Annotated in this window: 14 protein-coding genes; 3 read left to right on the plus strand and 11 right to left on the minus strand. The window is 64.3% G+C overall.

Annotated elements, in window-relative coordinates:
• Nucleotides 1-69: 69 nt before the first annotated feature.
• The 7 genes from hflX to R9B85_RS09950 all read right to left on the minus strand — a co-directional run bounded on the left by hflX (nucleotide 70) and on the right by R9B85_RS09950 (nucleotide 7,370).
• Nucleotides 70-1,371: a ribosome rescue GTPase HflX gene (hflX, locus tag R9B85_RS09920; RefSeq protein ID WP_112253682.1), complete on the minus strand. Its 1,302-nt coding sequence runs from the start codon at nucleotides 1,369-1,371 to the stop codon at nucleotides 70-72.
• A gap of 12 nt (nucleotides 1,372-1,383) precedes the next feature.
• Nucleotides 1,384-1,644 carry an RNA chaperone Hfq gene (gene hfq, locus R9B85_RS09925; protein WP_003258160.1) on the minus strand — a complete coding sequence of 87 codons (261 nt, stop codon included), beginning with the start codon at nucleotides 1,642-1,644 and terminating at the stop codon, nucleotides 1,384-1,386.
• Between the two features lie 94 nt (nucleotides 1,645-1,738).
• Nucleotides 1,739-2,710, minus strand: a complete 972-nt coding sequence (gene miaA / locus R9B85_RS09930) for a tRNA (adenosine(37)-N6)-dimethylallyltransferase MiaA (RefSeq protein ID WP_112253683.1) — start codon at nucleotides 2,708-2,710, stop codon at nucleotides 1,739-1,741.
• Nucleotide 2,711: 1 nt separating this feature from the next.
• A complete protein-coding gene (gene mutL / locus R9B85_RS09935; protein WP_423770996.1) occupies nucleotides 2,712-4,610 on the minus strand; it encodes a DNA mismatch repair endonuclease MutL in 1,899 nt (632 codons plus the stop codon).
• A complete protein-coding gene (locus tag R9B85_RS09940; protein WP_112253685.1) occupies nucleotides 4,607-6,037 on the minus strand; it encodes an N-acetylmuramoyl-L-alanine amidase in 1,431 nt (476 codons plus the stop codon). Before R9B85_RS09940 ends, mutL begins: the two co-directional genes overlap by 4 nt.
• An 11-nt stretch (nucleotides 6,038-6,048) precedes the next feature.
• Nucleotides 6,049-6,507 (minus strand): tRNA (adenosine(37)-N6)-threonylcarbamoyltransferase complex ATPase subunit type 1 TsaE, encoded by a 459-nt coding sequence (tsaE, locus tag R9B85_RS09945; RefSeq protein WP_153671421.1) that lies wholly within the window; start codon nucleotides 6,505-6,507, stop codon nucleotides 6,049-6,051.
• Nucleotides 6,508-6,509: 2 nt separating this feature from the next.
• Nucleotides 6,510-7,370 carry an NAD(P)H-hydrate dehydratase gene (locus tag R9B85_RS09950; RefSeq protein WP_252379088.1) on the minus strand — a complete coding sequence of 287 codons (861 nt, stop codon included), beginning with the start codon at nucleotides 7,368-7,370 and terminating at the stop codon, nucleotides 6,510-6,512.
• Between the two features lie 65 nt (nucleotides 7,371-7,435).
• Here R9B85_RS09950 and queG point away from each other — a divergent pair, with 65 nt between their 5' ends.
• Nucleotides 7,436-8,500, plus strand: a complete 1,065-nt coding sequence (gene queG / locus R9B85_RS09955; RefSeq protein ID WP_112253687.1) for a tRNA epoxyqueuosine(34) reductase QueG — start codon at nucleotides 7,436-7,438, stop codon at nucleotides 8,498-8,500.
• 171 nt (nucleotides 8,501-8,671) lie between these two features.
• Here queG and R9B85_RS09960 read toward each other — a convergent pair whose 3' ends face one another.
• Entirely contained in the window at nucleotides 8,672-9,283 is a 612-nt protein-coding gene (locus R9B85_RS09960; RefSeq protein WP_013974442.1) for a trimeric intracellular cation channel family protein, read from the minus strand.
• 100 nt (nucleotides 9,284-9,383) lie between these two features.
• Nucleotides 9,384-9,926 (minus strand): oligoribonuclease, encoded by a 543-nt coding sequence (gene orn, locus R9B85_RS09965; RefSeq protein WP_003258152.1) that lies wholly within the window; start codon nucleotides 9,924-9,926, stop codon nucleotides 9,384-9,386.
• A 142-nt stretch (nucleotides 9,927-10,068) separates the two neighbouring features.
• Between orn and rsgA the strand changes: the two genes are divergently transcribed.
• Nucleotides 10,069-11,100: a small ribosomal subunit biogenesis GTPase RsgA gene (gene rsgA / locus R9B85_RS09970; RefSeq protein ID WP_112253688.1), complete on the plus strand. Its 1,032-nt coding sequence runs from the start codon at nucleotides 10,069-10,071 to the stop codon at nucleotides 11,098-11,100.
• Nucleotides 11,101-11,276: 176 nt separating this feature from the next.
• Here rsgA and motB read toward each other — a convergent pair whose 3' ends face one another.
• Nucleotides 11,277-12,290, minus strand: coding sequence for a flagellar motor protein MotB (gene motB / locus R9B85_RS09975; RefSeq protein WP_423770997.1), 1,014 nt, complete (start codon nucleotides 12,288-12,290; stop codon nucleotides 11,277-11,279).
• A gap of 3 nt (nucleotides 12,291-12,293) precedes the next feature.
• A complete protein-coding gene (gene motA / locus R9B85_RS09980) occupies nucleotides 12,294-13,145 on the minus strand; it encodes a flagellar motor stator protein MotA (protein WP_112253690.1) in 852 nt (283 codons plus the stop codon).
• Between the two features lie 130 nt (nucleotides 13,146-13,275).
• Here motA and R9B85_RS09985 point away from each other — a divergent pair, with 130 nt between their 5' ends.
• The gene (locus R9B85_RS09985; protein ID WP_423770998.1) at nucleotides 13,276-14,811 is read left to right on the plus strand and encodes an HDOD domain-containing protein; all 1,536 of its coding nucleotides are present in this window, start codon (nucleotides 13,276-13,278) and stop codon (nucleotides 14,809-14,811) included.
• The last annotated feature ends 27 nt before the right edge of the window (nucleotides 14,812-14,838 follow it).

Consider the following 14,838-nt stretch of genomic DNA (forward strand, 5'->3'; position numbering starts at 1 on the left):
CGCGCCCACGGCGCGCCGTCCAATGCTACAGAATGCCTGTCACTGCTGCCCGGCGACCTCGACGAGCATTTATTGCAAAGTGTGTTGCTCGACAAACATTTGCGGCTCCATGCCTTCGCGGCTGACCAGGCGATTCAGTTCGACCATGGGCAGTCGCACGCTCAGCAGGCTGCGCCCTTCTTCATCATGCTCTTCACTCTGCACGGCACCCAGGGCAAAGAATTGCGCGCGCAAGCGGGCAAAACGCTGCTCCAGGCACAGGGTACCGACAAACAGATCATCCCCCAGCAACTCGGCAATCGCCTGGCCGACCAGCTCCAGGCCACGCCCATCGCGTGCCGATACCCAGACCCGTTCCGGCTTGCCATCGGCATTGCGCTGGATCTGCGGCTCGACATCTTCGAGCAGGTCGAGTTTGTTATACACCTCGAGGATCGGCAACCCTTCGGCACCAATCTCGCCCAATACCGCCAGCACCTGCTCGATCTGCTCCATGCGCTCCGGCTCATGGGCGTCGATCACATGCAGCAACAAGTCGGAATTGCTCGACTCTTCGAGCGTAGCCCGAAATGCCTCGACCAGCTTGTGCGGCAGGTGGCGAATGAAGCCCACGGTATCGGCCAGCACGATCGGCCCCAGGTCGTTCAGCTCGAGCCGGCGCAGGGTCGGGTCGAGGGTGGCGAACAACTGGTCTGCGGCATACACCTCGGACTCTGTCAGGGCGTTGAACAGCGTGGACTTGCCGGCGTTGGTATAACCCACCAGCGACACCGACGGGATGTCCGCGCGCTTGCGCCCGCGGCGCGCCTGCTCGCGCTGGCTGCGCACCTTCTCCAAGCGTGACTTGATCTGGCGAATGCGCACCCGCAACAGGCGGCGGTCGGTTTCCAGCTGGGTTTCACCCGGGCCCCGCAGGCCGATACCACCTTTCTGTCGCTCAAGGTGGGTCCAGCCGCGCACCAGCCGCGTGCTCATGTGCTCGAGCTGGGCCAGTTCGACCTGCAGCTTGCCTTCATGGGTACGCGCCCGTTGGGCGAAGATATCGAGGATCAGCCCGGTACGGTCGAGCACACGGCACTCGAACACGCGTTCGAGGTTGCGCTCCTGACTGGGCGTGAGGGTGTGATTGAAAATCACCAGGTCTACCTGCTCGGCATGGACCAGGTCGTGCAACTCTTCGACCTTGCCACTGCCAATCAGGTATTTGGCGGAAGGCTGATGCCTTGACACCGTGACCAGCGAGACGATGTCGGCACCGGCCGACAATGCCAGCTCCTGAAACTCCTGCGGGTCTTCGCGCGCCTCAGGGTTCTGACCTTCCAAGTGAACGAGCAATGCCCGCTCACCACCACCGTGGCGCTCAAAGAACAATGCAGGCTCCTATCAGGCGTTGCCTGGCTCGCTGTCGCCGTGCTCGGAATCGGACGGGCTTGGCAGACGAACCGGACGGGCAGGGACCACGGTCGAGATGGCGTGCTTGTAGACCATCTGGCTGACGGTGTTCTTCAGCAGTACCACGAACTGGTCGAAAGACTCGATCGAACCCTGCAGTTTGATGCCGTTGACCAGGTAAATGGATACCGGGACCTTTTCTTTTCTCAAGGTGTTCAAGTAAGGGTCTTGTAGCGAATGCCCTTTTGACATATGCCGCACTCCTGTAAGGATAAATAATAGAAAATCAAGAAAATCGATAAATTAGGCCGCCCCTTCGCAAGAATAGACGGCAATCAGCAGGGACTCAGCTCAATATGGAGATGGCCCCAAGGTATTTCAAGGTGCGGGACAGATTGTCGCAGGCCAGGCTGTCAAGCCAGTGTACTTCAGGCCAGCCACGCAACCAGGTGAACTGCCGCTTGGCCAGCTGCCTGGTAGCAATGATACCGCGTTCACGCATCTCATTCTCAGTCAGCTTGCCGTCCAGGTAATCCCAGACCTGCCGATACCCCACTGCCCGTATAGACGGCAGCCCGGCGTGCAAGTCACTTCTGGCTCGCAGCGATCGGACCTCGTCGACGAAGCCCTGTTCCAGCATCTGTGAAAATCGTAACGCAATTCGCTGATGCAAAATGTGACGATCTGTAGGAGCAATCGCCAAACTCGCGACAGTATAGGGCAAATGTCCGCCAGCGCCTGCGTCTGCGCCGCGACTTTCCGCGAATTGACGCTGTCGATGTGCCGTCATGCTCTCGCCACTCACCCGGTACACCTCCAATGCCCGGATCAACCGCTGCGGGTCGTTGGGGTGGATACGCGCCGCCGACTCGGGGTCAACCTCGGCCAACTGGCGGTGCAACTCGGCCAGGCCCAGCGCTTCGGCCTGGGCTTCCAGCTCGGCACGCACTGCGGCATCGGCCGCCGGCATGTCGGCCAGGCCATCGATCAACGCCTTGTAATAGAGCATGGTGCCGCCCACCAGCAGCGGAATCTTGCCGCGTGCGGTGATCTCGGCCATGGCCTCCAGGGCATCGGCACGGAACTGCGCAGCCGAATAGCTCTCGGCCGGGTCGCGAATGTCGATCAACCGGTGCGGGTGAGCGGCGAGGACTTCTTTCGACGGCTTGGCCGAACCGATGTCCATGCCCCGGTAGACCAGCGCCGAATCGACGCTGATCAGCTCGCACGGCAGTGCTTTGGTCAGCTCGATGGCCAGGTCCGTCTTGCCGGCCGCTGTCGGACCCATCAGGAATATTGCAGGGGGCTTGCCGCTCATTTCATCGACCGCGCAGGAAGAGTTTGTCCAGGTCGTCCAGGCCCATCTGGGTCCAGGTGGGGCGACCATGGTTGCATTGGCCGCTGCGTTCGGTGTTTTCCATGTCACGCAGCAGCGCGTTCATCTCGGGGATCGCCAGGCGCCGGTTGGCGCGCACCGCGCCGTGACAAGCCATTGTACCGAGCAGCTCGTTCAGGTGCGCCTGGATACGGTCGCTGGTGCCGTATTCCATCAGGTCTGCAAGCACATCCTGCACCAGGCGGTTGGCCTCGGCCTGCTTGAGCAAAGCCGGGATCTGACGGATGGCCAGGGTCTCGGGGCCCAGGCGCTGCAGTTCGAAGCCCAGCCGCTGGAACCACTGCGCATGCTCTTCGGCGCAATCTGCTTCACGCTGGCTCAAGGCAAGGGTCTCGGGCACCAGCAGCGGCTGGCCGCTGAGGCCTTCGCTGGCCATGGCCACCTTCAGACGCTCGTACATGATGCGCTCGTGTGCGGCATGCATGTCTACCAGCACCAGGCCGATGGCGTTCTCGGCCAGGATGTAGATGCCCTTGAGCTGCGCCAGCGCATAGCCCAGCGGGGGAATGTCACCCTGGCTTTCAGGCAGCGCCGTCGTCGGCGCCGCGCCTTCATCCAGCGGCTTGTAAAACTCGCGATACACCGCCTGCGCCTCGGCGGCCGGTAGCGGTTGCGAGGGGCGCGGGGTGTACTGGTACTGGTAACCCGCGCCATTGCCACCACTGGAAAACGACTGCTGCGGGGCACGTGGCTGCTCGAGCACCGGCGAGGCCAGGCGCATTTCGCCCTGGGGGCCGAACTCGCCGGCCTGCTGGCCCGTGGCGCGGACCACTTCGGGCACGGCAGCAGGCGCCGCCAACTGGTCCTCCGGGCGCACATCGGCCAGGGCGCGATGCAGGGTGCCATACAAGAAGTCGTGCACCGAGCGCCCCTCGCGGAAACGCACTTCGTGCTTGGTCGGGTGCACGTTGACGTCGACGCCGTTGGGCTCCAGCTCCAGGAACAGCACGAAGGTCGGGTGCCGACCATTGAACAGCACGTCGCGGTAGGCCTGGCGCACGGCGTGGGCGACCAGCTTGTCGCGCACCGCACGGCCGTTGACGAAGAAATACTGCAGGTCTGCCTGGCTGCGCGAGAAGGTCGGCAGGCCGACCCAGCCCCACAGACGCAGGCCGTTGCGCTCCACATCGATCGGCAGCGCCTGTTCCATGAAGCCCGGGCCGCAGATGGCGCCCACCCGCCGCGCACGGGCGGTTTCATCGTGAGCCTCATGCAGGCTGAAAATGCTCTTGCCGTTGTGCCGCAGGTGGAAGCCGACATCGAAGCGCGCCAGCGCCAGGCGCCGGATCACTTCCTGCAGGTGATCGAATTCGGTTTTCTCGGCCTTGAGGAACTTGCGCCGGGCCGGGGTGTTGAAGAACAGGTCGCGCACTTCCACCGAAGTACCCACCGGGTGCGCCGCCGGCTGCACCCGCGGGGTCATGTCGCGGCCCTCGGTTTCCACCTGCCAGGCCTCGGTAGCGCTGGCGGTGCGCGAGGTCAGGGTCAGGCGCGCCACCGAACTGATCGAGGCCAGGGCCTCACCACGGAAGCCCAGGCTCAATACCCCTTCGAGGTCTTCCAGCTCGCGGATCTTGCTGGTGGCATGACGGGCCAGGGCCAGCGGCAGGTCGTCGGCGGAGATGCCGCTGCCATCGTCACGCACCCGCAGCAGCTTGACGCCGCCCTGCTCCACTTCAACGTCGATACGCCGGGCGCCGGAGTCCAGGCTGTTCTCCAGCAATTCCTTGGCGACAGAAGCTGGCCGCTCGACAACCTCGCCGGCGGCAATCTGGTTGGCCAGCCGCGGGCTGAGCAGCTGGATGCGCGAACCGCCACTCATTGCGAGGCCAATGTGGTAGCAGGGATGTCGAGGCGCTGGCCGACCTTCAGCTCATCGGTCTTGAGGCTGTTGGTGCTGCGCAGGCTGGTCACGCTGACCTGGTAGCGCACGGCAAGCATCGCCAGGGTCTCGCCGGGGCGCACCGTGTGCTCACGCGGGCCAGCGGCGATCTTGCCGGTGTCGCGCAGCCAGGCGATGTAGGTGCCGGGCGGCGGGTTCTGCTGGAAGTACTGGCGCACACCGGTGTGGATCGAACGGGCCAGGGCCTGCTGGTGGCTGGCGGTGGCCAGCTTGGCGGCTTCGTTGTTGTTCGAGATGAACCCGGTTTCAACGAGGATCGACGGAATATCCGGCGACTTCAGCACCATGAAGCCGGCTTGTTCCACCCGCTGCTTGTGCAGCGAGGTAATGCGGCCCATGTTGCCCAGCACCTTCTGCCCCACATTGAGGCTGGAGCTGAGCGTGGCGGTCATCGACAGGTCGAGCAGCACGCCGGCCAGCATGCGGTCCTTGTCGTCGAGGCTGACGTTACCGGCACCACCGATCAGGTCGGAACGGTTTTCCGTGTCGGCCAGCCAGCGCGCGGTCTCGGAGGTAGCGCCGCGATCGGACAGAGCGAATACCGAGGCGCCAAAGGCGGCACGGGACGGCGCGGCGTCGGCGTGGATCGAGATGAACAGGTCGGCGCCCTTCTTGCGGGCGATTTCCGTACGTTTGCGCAGCGGGATGAAGTAATCGCCAGTACGGGTCAGCTCGGCCCGGAAGCCTTTTTCGCTGTTGATCTGGCGCTGCAGCTCCTTGGCGATCTGCAGCACGATGTCTTTTTCGTGCTGACCACGCGAGCCGGACGCACCCGGGTCTTCGCCACCGTGGCCGGCGTCGATGGCAACCACGATGTCACGCTTGCCGTTGGGTACCGGCGGCAGCTTGATGGCAGGCTGGGCCGGGGTCACCGGCACTGCCGGCGTGGTTGCAGGCGTCGGTACCGGGGCTGGGGCCGGAGTCGGCGCGCTGGCCGCGATGGCATCTGCCTCCTGGTCGTACAGATCGACCACCAGGCGGTTGCCGTACTGGGCATTGGGCGCCAGGGTGAAGCTTTTTGGGGTGACCGACTTTTTCAGGTCGACCACCACCCGCAGGTCGGTCGGGGTGCGCTGGGCCGAACGGACGCTGCTGATCGGCGTATTGGAAGTGGCCACGTTGAGTGGCGCAGCCAGGGTCGCGCCATTGATGTCGATGACCAGGCGATCGGGCGCGCTCAGGGTGAAGACGCTGTGTTGCACGGGGCCAGACAGGTCGAAGACCAGCCGCGTGTTGTCCGGCGCGCGCCACAGGCGCATGCTCTTGACTTGAGTGACGGCCAGAGCGTCAACGGTCACCGTTGTCAGCAGCAGCCCAACGATGGCGACCAGTGCGCGTATGCGCATACCTACCCCACTTACTGTTTATAGTGTTCGGCCAGTGCCACGCACCAGGCCTCGCCGCGAGCCCCCTGCGGCGAAAGGATCAGCGAGCGTCCGCCCGCTTGGGGGCTTATGGTAATGGTCAGGTCGGGCTTTGGCAAAACGCCCGCACCCTTTTGTGGCCACTCGAACAGGCACAGCGGGTCGCCCTCGAAATAGTCACGAATGCCCATGAACTCCAGCTCTTCCGGATCGACCAGGCGGTACAGGTCGAAATGGAACGCCCGCACCTCGCCGATCTCGTAAGGCTCGACCACAGTGAAGGTCGGGCTTTTCACTGCACCAGTATGGCCCAGGCCGCGAATCAGGCCACGCGACAGCGTGGTTTTGCCCGCACCCAGGTCACCTTCCAGAAAAATCACGCCGTGACCGCCGGTCACCTCGGCCAGTTGTGCGCCGAATTTGACCGTGGCCGCTTCATCGGCCAGAAACAGGTTTAAGCCAGACACGCAGAATGCTCCTCCAACAACTCACGAATGACCGGCGCCAGATCGCTGGCAGCCAAGCCCCTACCTTTTACGCCCAGACGCTCGCCCGCGCAGGCGTGCAGCCATACCCCCAGCCCTGCGGCATGCCAGGCATCCAGGCCTTGGGCCAGCAGCGCCGCCAGCACGCCGGTCAGCACATCGCCCAGGCCGGCACCGGCCATGGCCGGGTGGCCACGTTCGCACAGCAGCAACTGCCCGACCGGGTCGGCTACCAGAGTGCCGGCCCCCTTGAGCACGCAGACGCTGTTGTAACGGCGCGCCAGCTTGCGTGCGGCGCCCGGGCGGTCCGCCTGCACAGCCTCGGTGGAAATGCCCAGCAGCCGCGCCGCCTCCCCCGGGTGCGGGGTAAGAATGCTGCCACTGGGCAGGGCTAACGGGGTGCGCGCCAGCAAGTTCAGGGCGTCGGCGTCCCACACCTGCGGGCGCTCGGCATTGGCCACCGCCGACAGCAGGCTGCGGCCCCAGGCCGCCTGGCCCAGGCCTGGGCCGACCACCAGCACCGAAGCGCGCTCCAGCACGCCCATCAGCTGGTTGGCCGAGCTGGCGCCCAGGCACATGACCTCAGGCAGGCGCGCCAGGCTGGCAGTCACGTGTTCGGGCCGGGTCGCCACACTGACCAGCCCCGCGCCACAGCGCAGGGCAGCTTCGGCGCTGAGCAGCACGGCGCCACCAGTGCCAAGGTCGCCACCGACCACCAGTACATGGCCGAAGTCGCCTTTATGGGCATGCGCATGCCGTGCCGGCAGGTGCGCGACAGTCACGCTGCTGAGCAATTGAGGGGTGTGGCTGGGGTGTTTGGTCTGCGGCATGGGGTCAAAGGCTCCAATGTCTGGCAGAATTATACGCACCTGAGCCCGTATTGCCTTGCCCATCCATGTCCGCCTGTACGCCTGACCTCATCCAACTGGCCCAATCGATCAAGATTTGGGGCCAAGAACTCGGTTTTGCCCACGTTGGCATCGCCGGGGTCGACCTTGGCGAACACGAACACCACCTGCAGCGCTGGCTCGACGCCGGCTATCAGGGCGAGATGGAATACCTGGGCGCGCACGGCAGCAAGCGCGCGCACCCAGAGCAGCTGATCCCCGGCACGGTACGCGTGGTATCGCTGCGCATGGACTACCTGCCCGGCGACACGCAGATGGCGCAGCGCCTGGCACAGCCGGAGAAAGCCTACGTGTCGCGCTACGCCTTGGGCCGGGATTACCACAAGCTGGTGCGCAAGCGCGTGCAGTTTCTGGCCGATCGCATTCAGGAAGCCATCGGCCCGTTCGGTTACCGCGCCTTCGTCGACAGCGCTCCGGTGCTGGAAAAGGCCTTGGCCGAGCAGGCCGGGTTAGGCTGGATCGGCAAGAACACCCTGCTGCTCAACCGCAAGGCGGGCAGCTACTTCTTCCTCGCCGAGCTGTTCGTCGACCTGCCGCTGCCGGTGGACGAAGCCACCACCAGCGAACACTGCGGGCGCTGCCAGGCCTGCCTGGACATCTGCCCGACCCAGGCCTTCGTCGGGCCGTATGTGCTGGATGCGCGGCGCTGCATTTCGTACCTGACCATCGAACTGCGCGGGCCCATCCCTGTCGAGTTGCGTTCGAAGATGGGCAATCGGGTGTTCGGTTGCGATGACTGTCAGATCGTCTGCCCGTGGAACCGCTTTGCCAGGCACAGCCAGGAACAGGACTTCCAGCCAAGGCACGGGCTGGAGAATGCCGAGTTGGCGGAGATGTTCCTGTGGGATGAAAGGACCTTCCTGCGCAAGACCGAAGGTGGGCCGTTGCGCCGGGCCGGGTATGAGCGCTGGTTGCGCAACCTGGCGGTGGGGCTTGGCAATGCGCCATCGACGATCCCGGTGATCGAAGCGCTGAAGGCGCGGCGCGAGGATGCCTCGGAGCTGGTGAGGGAGCATGTGGAGTGGGCGCTGGCGCAGCACGGCGTTTCGTAGCCACACAACCCCTGTGGGAGCGGGTTCACCCGCGAACACGGGCGAAGCCCGTGCCATGCTCCGCGTTGGATTCTTCGCGGCTAAAGCCGCTCCCACAGGGTACGCGGAGCGACAGCGCAGCCCAAAGGGCTGGGTAATTCCCACAGGGGCCAGGTTGCGCCCGCGACTGCGCTACTGCTGATCGTTGTAATGGAACTTGGGCATTTCCCAATGGAACCGAATGGCCAGCAGCCGCACCAGGAACCCGCCAAACAAGGTCAGCAGCATCGCCTGCTCCGCCGGCACCTTGAAATACACGCAACCCAGGTAGAACCACGCCGCGGCAAACGACACACTGGCGTACAGCTCGCGACGGAACACCAGGGGAATGTCGTTGCAGAAGATATCCCGCAAGATCCCGCCAAATACCCCGGTGATCACCCCGCTGATCGACGCCACCAGCATGCCCTGCCCCATCTCCAGCGCGGTCATGCAGCCAATCAGGGTAAAGGCCACCAGCCCCAGGGCATCGAGCACCAGGAACAGCGAGCGCAGGCGGCGCATCATCGGCGCGATGAAAATGGTCAGCAGCGCCGCACAGCTGGTCAGCACCAGGTATTCAGGGTGCTTCACCCAGGTCAGCGGGTAGTGCCCGAGCAGCACGTCACGCACCGAGCCGCCACCCAGGGCGGTGACACAGGCAATCAGCACCACGCCGAACCAGTCCATGCCGCGGCGGCCGGCAGACAACGCGCCGGTCATGGCTTCGGCGGTGATGGCGATGAGGTAGAGCATCAACAACATGGTGCGGAGTCCGTGCGGGCGTGCGAGAAAGGCGCGCAGTCTAACCAGTTGCCCAGGGCACCAAAAGAGGGCGCAGATACAATATCTGCGCCTTTTCGGCTCACACCTTGATGAAGTGCTCGCGATAGTGGCGCAGTTCGGCGATCGATTCGCGGATGTCGTCCAGCGCCAGGTGGGTGTTGCCCTTCTTGAAGCTGTCGCGCACGTCAGGCGCCCAGCGTGCAGCCAGCTCCTTCAGGGTCGAAACGTCCAGGTTGCGGTAGTGGAAGTAGTTTTCCAGGTTGCGCATGTGCCGGTACAGGAAGCGGCGGTCCTGGCAGATGCTGTTGCCACAGATCGGCGACTTGCCTTTCGGCACCCACTGCTCGAGGAAGGCGATGGTCTGCGCCTCGGCTTCGGCCATGCCGACCTTGCTCTCGCGTACGCGCTGGGTCAGGCCCGAAGCGCCATGGGTGCGGGTGTTCCATTCGTCCATGCGCGCCAGCACTTCGTCACTGTGGTGGATGGCGATCACCGGCCCTTCGGCCAGGGTGTTCAGTTCGCTGTCGGTGACGATGGTGGCCATCTCGATGATGACGTCGCTGTCCGGATCCAGGCCTGTCATTTCAAGGTCGATCCAGATCAGGTTCTGTGGGTTTTGCATGCGGGGACTCCTCGTATAGGCCGTCATAGTAGCGTAGTGGCCAAGGCACGCCCATTCACGGCACGAAGGTAAGCCAAATGGTCCGGCGCCTGGCGTGCTAAACTGCCTGCCGTTTTCAACCTGCCCCACGCACGGAACCTTCATGGCCAAACGCCAGCTCAATCGCCGCCAGAACTGGCGCATCGAAAAAATCCAGAACGAGCGCGCCGCGCGTGCGGCCAAACGCGAACAGCACGCACTGCAGGAACTGGAGGGTGGCGACCTGGGGCCGGAGCAGCTGGGCCTGGTGATTGCGCACTTCGGTGTGCAGGTAGAGGTGGAAGCCCAGGACGGCGAAGCCGCTGGCCAGGTGTTCCGCTGCCACTTGCGCGCCAACCTGCCGGCGCTGGTTACCGGCGACCGCGTGGTATGGCGGGCGGGCAACCAGGGCATTGGCGTGATCGTCGCGCAGATGCCGCGCAGCACCGAGCTGTGCCGGCCTAACAACCACGGCCAGCTGAAGCCGGTGGCGGCCAACGTCGACCTGATCGTGATCGTCTTCGCCCCTGCGCCCGAACCGCACCCCAACCTGATCGACCGCTACCTGGTGGCCGCAGAGCACGCCGGCATTCGCCCGCTGTTGCTGCTGAACAAGGCCGACCTGATCAACGACGAGAACGGCCCGGGCCTGCACGCACTGCTGGAGGTTTACCGCGAGCTGGGCTACCCGCTGCTGGAAGTCTCGGCACATCACGGTGACGGCATGCAACGCCTGCAGCAGATGCTCGACGGCCACATCAGCGTGTTCGTCGGCCAGTCGGGGGTGGGCAAGTCGTCTTTGGTCAACAGCCTGCTGCCGGACGCCGGCACCCGTGTCGGCGACCTGTCGGAATGGTCTGGCCAGGGCACCCACACCACCACCACTGCGCGTTTGTACCACTTCCCCAATGGGGGTGACCTGATCGATTCGCCGGGTATCCGCGAGTTCGGCCTGGGTCATGTCAGCCGCAGCGATGTGGAGGATGGTTTCATCGAGTTCCGCGACTTGTTCGGCACCTGCCGCTTCCGCGACTGCAAGCATGATCGCGAACCGGGCTGTGCGCTGCTCAAGGCGCTGGACGAGGGGCGCATCAAGCCGCAACGAATGAACAGCTATCGCTCGATCATCGCCAGTTTGCCGGAAGACGCTTACTGACCTGCCCGCTCCCGCAGGTACTAGACAAGGCTCAAGGGCCACTCCAATCCTGTGGGAGCGGGCGTGCCCGCGAAGCAGGCACCGCGGTGGTTGGCACGGGCTTCGCCCGTGTTCGCGGGCAAGCCCGCTCCCACAGGTTCCGCGCTTGCTTCAGCTACAGCGCAATCCTGTAGGGTTTACTGGTCCTTGGCCTCATCCATCTTCAGCGTCCCCTCTTCGAAGATGTTCAGCTTCTGGCGCAGTTCACGCGGCTGCATGGGTGCCTGCCCGGCCTCCCCTGGCGCAGCCGGTGCCGCAGCAGCCGGCGGCGCGGGCTCGGCAGCCGGTGCTTCTGGCGCGCCCTGCTCGCCTTCGATATTGCGTTGGGCCTTCTTGGTCAGCACGATGATGTCGATACGGCGGTTGACCGGGTTGAACGGGTCCTTGCGGTCGAACAGCGACGACGAGGCGTAGCCCACCACCCGTGCCACCTGGCCGTCCGGGTAACCACCAGCCACCAGCGCGCGGCGTGCGGCGTTGGCGCGGTTGGCCGACAGTTCCCAGTTGCCGAACTCGCCAGTGCCGGCATACGGCTTGGCATCGGTGTGGCCACTGATGCTGATCTTGTTCGGCACCGCCTTGATGGTGTCGGCCATGGCCAACAGGATGTCCTCGAAGTACGGCTGCAGGCGCGCGCTGCCGATGTCGAACATCGGCCGGTTCTCGGCGTCCATGATCTGGATGCGCAGGCCGTCCTGGGTGATCTCGAACAGGATCTGGTCCTTGAACTTCTGCAGCTGCGGGTTCTCTTCCACCTTGTTCTGCAATTCCTGCAGCAGCAACTCCAGGCGCTCACGCTCGACCTGCTCGGCCATGGTCTCCACCTGGTCCTTGTCCAGCTGGATGCTGGTATCAGGCGTCGGCTCCGACTTGGCTTCGGGGTTGATGGTCTTTTCCGGCGCCAGCTGAGGCGAGCCACCCAGGTCGATGACGTAGGGCGTACCGCTTTCCGAGAAACCGATCGGGTCCTTGAAGTAGCCGGCAATGGCGATCTTCTGTTCCGGCGTGGCCGTGGACAACAGCCACAGCACCAGGAAGAACGCCATCATCGCCGTGGCGAAGTCGGCGAAGGCGATTTTCCAGGCGCCGCCGTGGTGGCCGCCGCCATAGCGCTTGACGCGCTTGACGATGATGGGCTGATTGTTCTCCATGACTCAGCGACCGCGAACCGCTTGTTCCAGCTCGGCGAAGCTTGGGCGGTGCTTGGGGTACAGCACCTTGCGCCCGAACTCGACCGCCAGCGACGGCGGCATGCCCGAGGCCGAGGCCACCAACGATGCCTTGATCGATTCGTAGAGGTTCAGCTCTTCCTTGGCATCGTGCTCCAGGCACTTGGCCAACGGGCCGAAGAAGCCGTAGGCCGCCAGAATACCGAAGAAGGTACCCACCAGTGCCGCACCCACATGGAGGCCGATGGAGGCCTGGTCACCCTCGCCGAGCGAGGCCATGGTCACCACGATACCCAGTACCGCCGCAACGATACCGAAGCCGGGCATGCCGTCGGCGATACCGTTCACCGCATGGGAAGGGTGCTCCAGCTCTTCCTTCATGCTCAGCAGTTCCATGTCGAACAGGCCCTCGAGTTCGTGCGGGGCCATGTTGCCGGTGGACATGATGCGCAGGTAGTCGCAGACGAACGCGGTCATGCGCTCATCGGCCAGCACCGTCGGGTACTTGGCGAAGATCGGGCTGGCGGCGGCATCCTCGATGTCGGCCTCGATGGCCATCATGCCTTCGCGCCGGCTCTTGTTGAGGATCTCGTACACCAGGCCCAGCACTTCCAGGTAGAAGGCATGAGTGAAGCGCGAGCCGAACATCTTCATCGACTTCTTGATGACGTGCATGGTCATGTGGCCAGGGTTGGCCTGCAGGAATGCACCAAAGGCCGCACCGCCGATGATCAGTACTTCGAACGGCTGGATCAGTGCCGCGATCTTGCCGTGGGAAAGCACGTATCCGCCGAGCACGCTCGCGAATACGACGATGATGCCGATAATTTTAGCCATAGGTTCAAAGCACTTGCTGTCGTGGTCAGGGGAAGAGACGGGAGCTTTAAAACTCTTCTTCTACTTATCGGCAGAACTGCGCCAGACTATAGCCACTCAATGCGAAAAGCCAGTTCGGACTGATGTCAAAATGCCAATTGAAACCAAGGTGCCCGCTCAGGCTCCACGTACGCTAGAGGCCTGGGTAAAGCTGCTCGAGAGTGTTCGCATCCCCGTGCCGAAGCACAGCTACGACCGGGTCATGGCGGCCATCCACGATAGCCGCCGCTCGCTGCGCGATATCGCCGAACTGATGCAGGACAGCCCGGCACTGGTGCTGTCGGTGATGCGCGAAGCCAATCACCCCACCAATGCCAGCCTGGCAGAACCCGCCGAAAGCCTGGAAGTCGCCCTCAACCGCCTGGGCCTGGAGCGCAGCGAGCAGCTGCTCAAGCGCCTCCCGGCAGTGCCCGTCGAAGAGATCCCGCCGGTACTGTGCCAGTTCCAGCTGATCAGCCAGCACGCCTCGCAGCAAGCCAGCGGCCTGTTCGCCAGCCGTCTGGCACGGCTGTGGCAGGAAATCCACTGGGGCAGCCTGTTGTTCCTGTCGCCGCTCTGGCCGCTGGCGCTGGCCTACCCCAAGCTGCTCGATACCTGGGAACTGCGGGTTATCCACAAGGGCGAAGACGCCGCACATGTCGAGGACGAACTGTTTGGCGTGCGCATCATGGAACTGTGCCAGACCATGGCGGAGTACTGGCGCCTGCCACAATGGGTGACCCAGGGTTACCGCCTGCTGCTGGAAGAGCGAGAACAACTGGCCCAGGTGCTCAGCATCGCCCGCGACCAGGACCTGCTCAGCCAGCAACACCGCCTGGACGCCGAGCCTGGTCTGCGCCGCTGGTTCAACCAGCCGGCCAACACCGTGCTGCTGGCCAACAACCTGGCCCTGGCAGCACAGGTGGGCTGGGACAACCCGCACCTGCTGCGCTGGCAGCTGCTGACCGCACTGTACCTGCAGACCTCGCTGGAAGACGTACAGCAACAGGTGCACCAGCAGGCTGCGGCCAGCGCCCGCCGCCATGCCCAGCATGCCCTGTTCCACCCAGCCGAAGCGCTGATCTGGCCCTGGCACCAGCGCCGCCCGCACCCGGACATGCTGGCTCCGCCACCGCCGACCAACGACGAACTGGCACGCTGGCGCAAGCTGTGCCAGGACCTTCTGGCCCAGCCCAGCCCGTTTACCAACAGCGTGCACCTGGCCACACAGGTTATCGAGGCCCTTCTGGCCGCTGGCATGCAGCGGATCCTGCTACTGAGCCTGGACAGGGCCAACGACCAGCTGCGCGTGCAGCAGATGGCCGGCCTGCCCAAGGAAGCCGGGGCGCTGGTGCTGCCAGTGGCGCAGAACAAACTGCTGCAGAAGCTGCTGGCCCAGGCTGGGCAATTGCGCATCACCCCGGAAAACCACAGCCAGCTCTCGGCCCTGCTGCCAGCCCCGCTGCGTGCCTTGTTCCGCAGCGAGCACGTACTGCTGCGCTCACTGGCCGTGAACGATCAGGTGCTGATGCTGATGGTGGCTGACCAGGGCTGTCGGCCGCTGGCCGATGTCAGCGTGCAAGCCTTCGGCAAGACCGCACAGTGCACTGAACGGGCGCTGTCGGTGTTTGCCAACCGCAAGGCCTGAGCCTTGCGCTACAATCGGCCCTCTTTC

It is taken from the genome of Pseudomonas sp. NLJ1, assembly GCF_049486705.1.
GTDB lineage: Bacteria > Pseudomonadota > Gammaproteobacteria > Pseudomonadales > Pseudomonadaceae > Aquipseudomonas > Aquipseudomonas inefficax.

Coding starts and splice junctions, on each gene's coding strand:
- hfq (WP_003258160.1), bottom strand. CDS start 1,644: ATGTCAAAAGGGCATTCGCTACAAGACCCTTACTTGAACACCTTGAGA.
- motB (WP_423770997.1), bottom strand. CDS start 12,290: ATGGAGAACAATCAGCCCATCATCGTCAAGCGCGTCAAGCGCTATGGC.
- miaA (WP_112253683.1), bottom strand. CDS start 2,710: ATGAGCGGCAAGCCCCCTGCAATATTCCTGATGGGTCCGACAGCGGCC.
- R9B85_RS09960 (WP_013974442.1), bottom strand. CDS start 9,283: ATGTTGTTGATGCTCTACCTCATCGCCATCACCGCCGAAGCCATGACC.
- orn (WP_003258152.1), bottom strand. CDS start 9,926: ATGCAAAACCCACAGAACCTGATCTGGATCGACCTTGAAATGACAGGC.
- R9B85_RS09950 (WP_252379088.1), bottom strand. CDS start 7,370: ATGCCGCAGACCAAACACCCCAGCCACACCCCTCAATTGCTCAGCAGC.
- motA (WP_112253690.1), bottom strand. CDS start 13,145: ATGGCTAAAATTATCGGCATCATCGTCGTATTCGCGAGCGTGCTCGGC.
- R9B85_RS09940 (WP_112253685.1), bottom strand. CDS start 6,037: ATGCGCATACGCGCACTGGTCGCCATCGTTGGGCTGCTGCTGACAACG.
- R9B85_RS09985 (WP_423770998.1), top strand. CDS start 13,276: ATGCCAATTGAAACCAAGGTGCCCGCTCAGGCTCCACGTACGCTAGAG.
- rsgA (WP_112253688.1), top strand. CDS start 10,069: ATGGCCAAACGCCAGCTCAATCGCCGCCAGAACTGGCGCATCGAAAAA.
- mutL (WP_423770996.1), bottom strand. CDS start 4,610: ATGAGTGGCGGTTCGCGCATCCAGCTGCTCAGCCCGCGGCTGGCCAAC.
- queG (WP_112253687.1), top strand. CDS start 7,436: ATGTCCGCCTGTACGCCTGACCTCATCCAACTGGCCCAATCGATCAAG.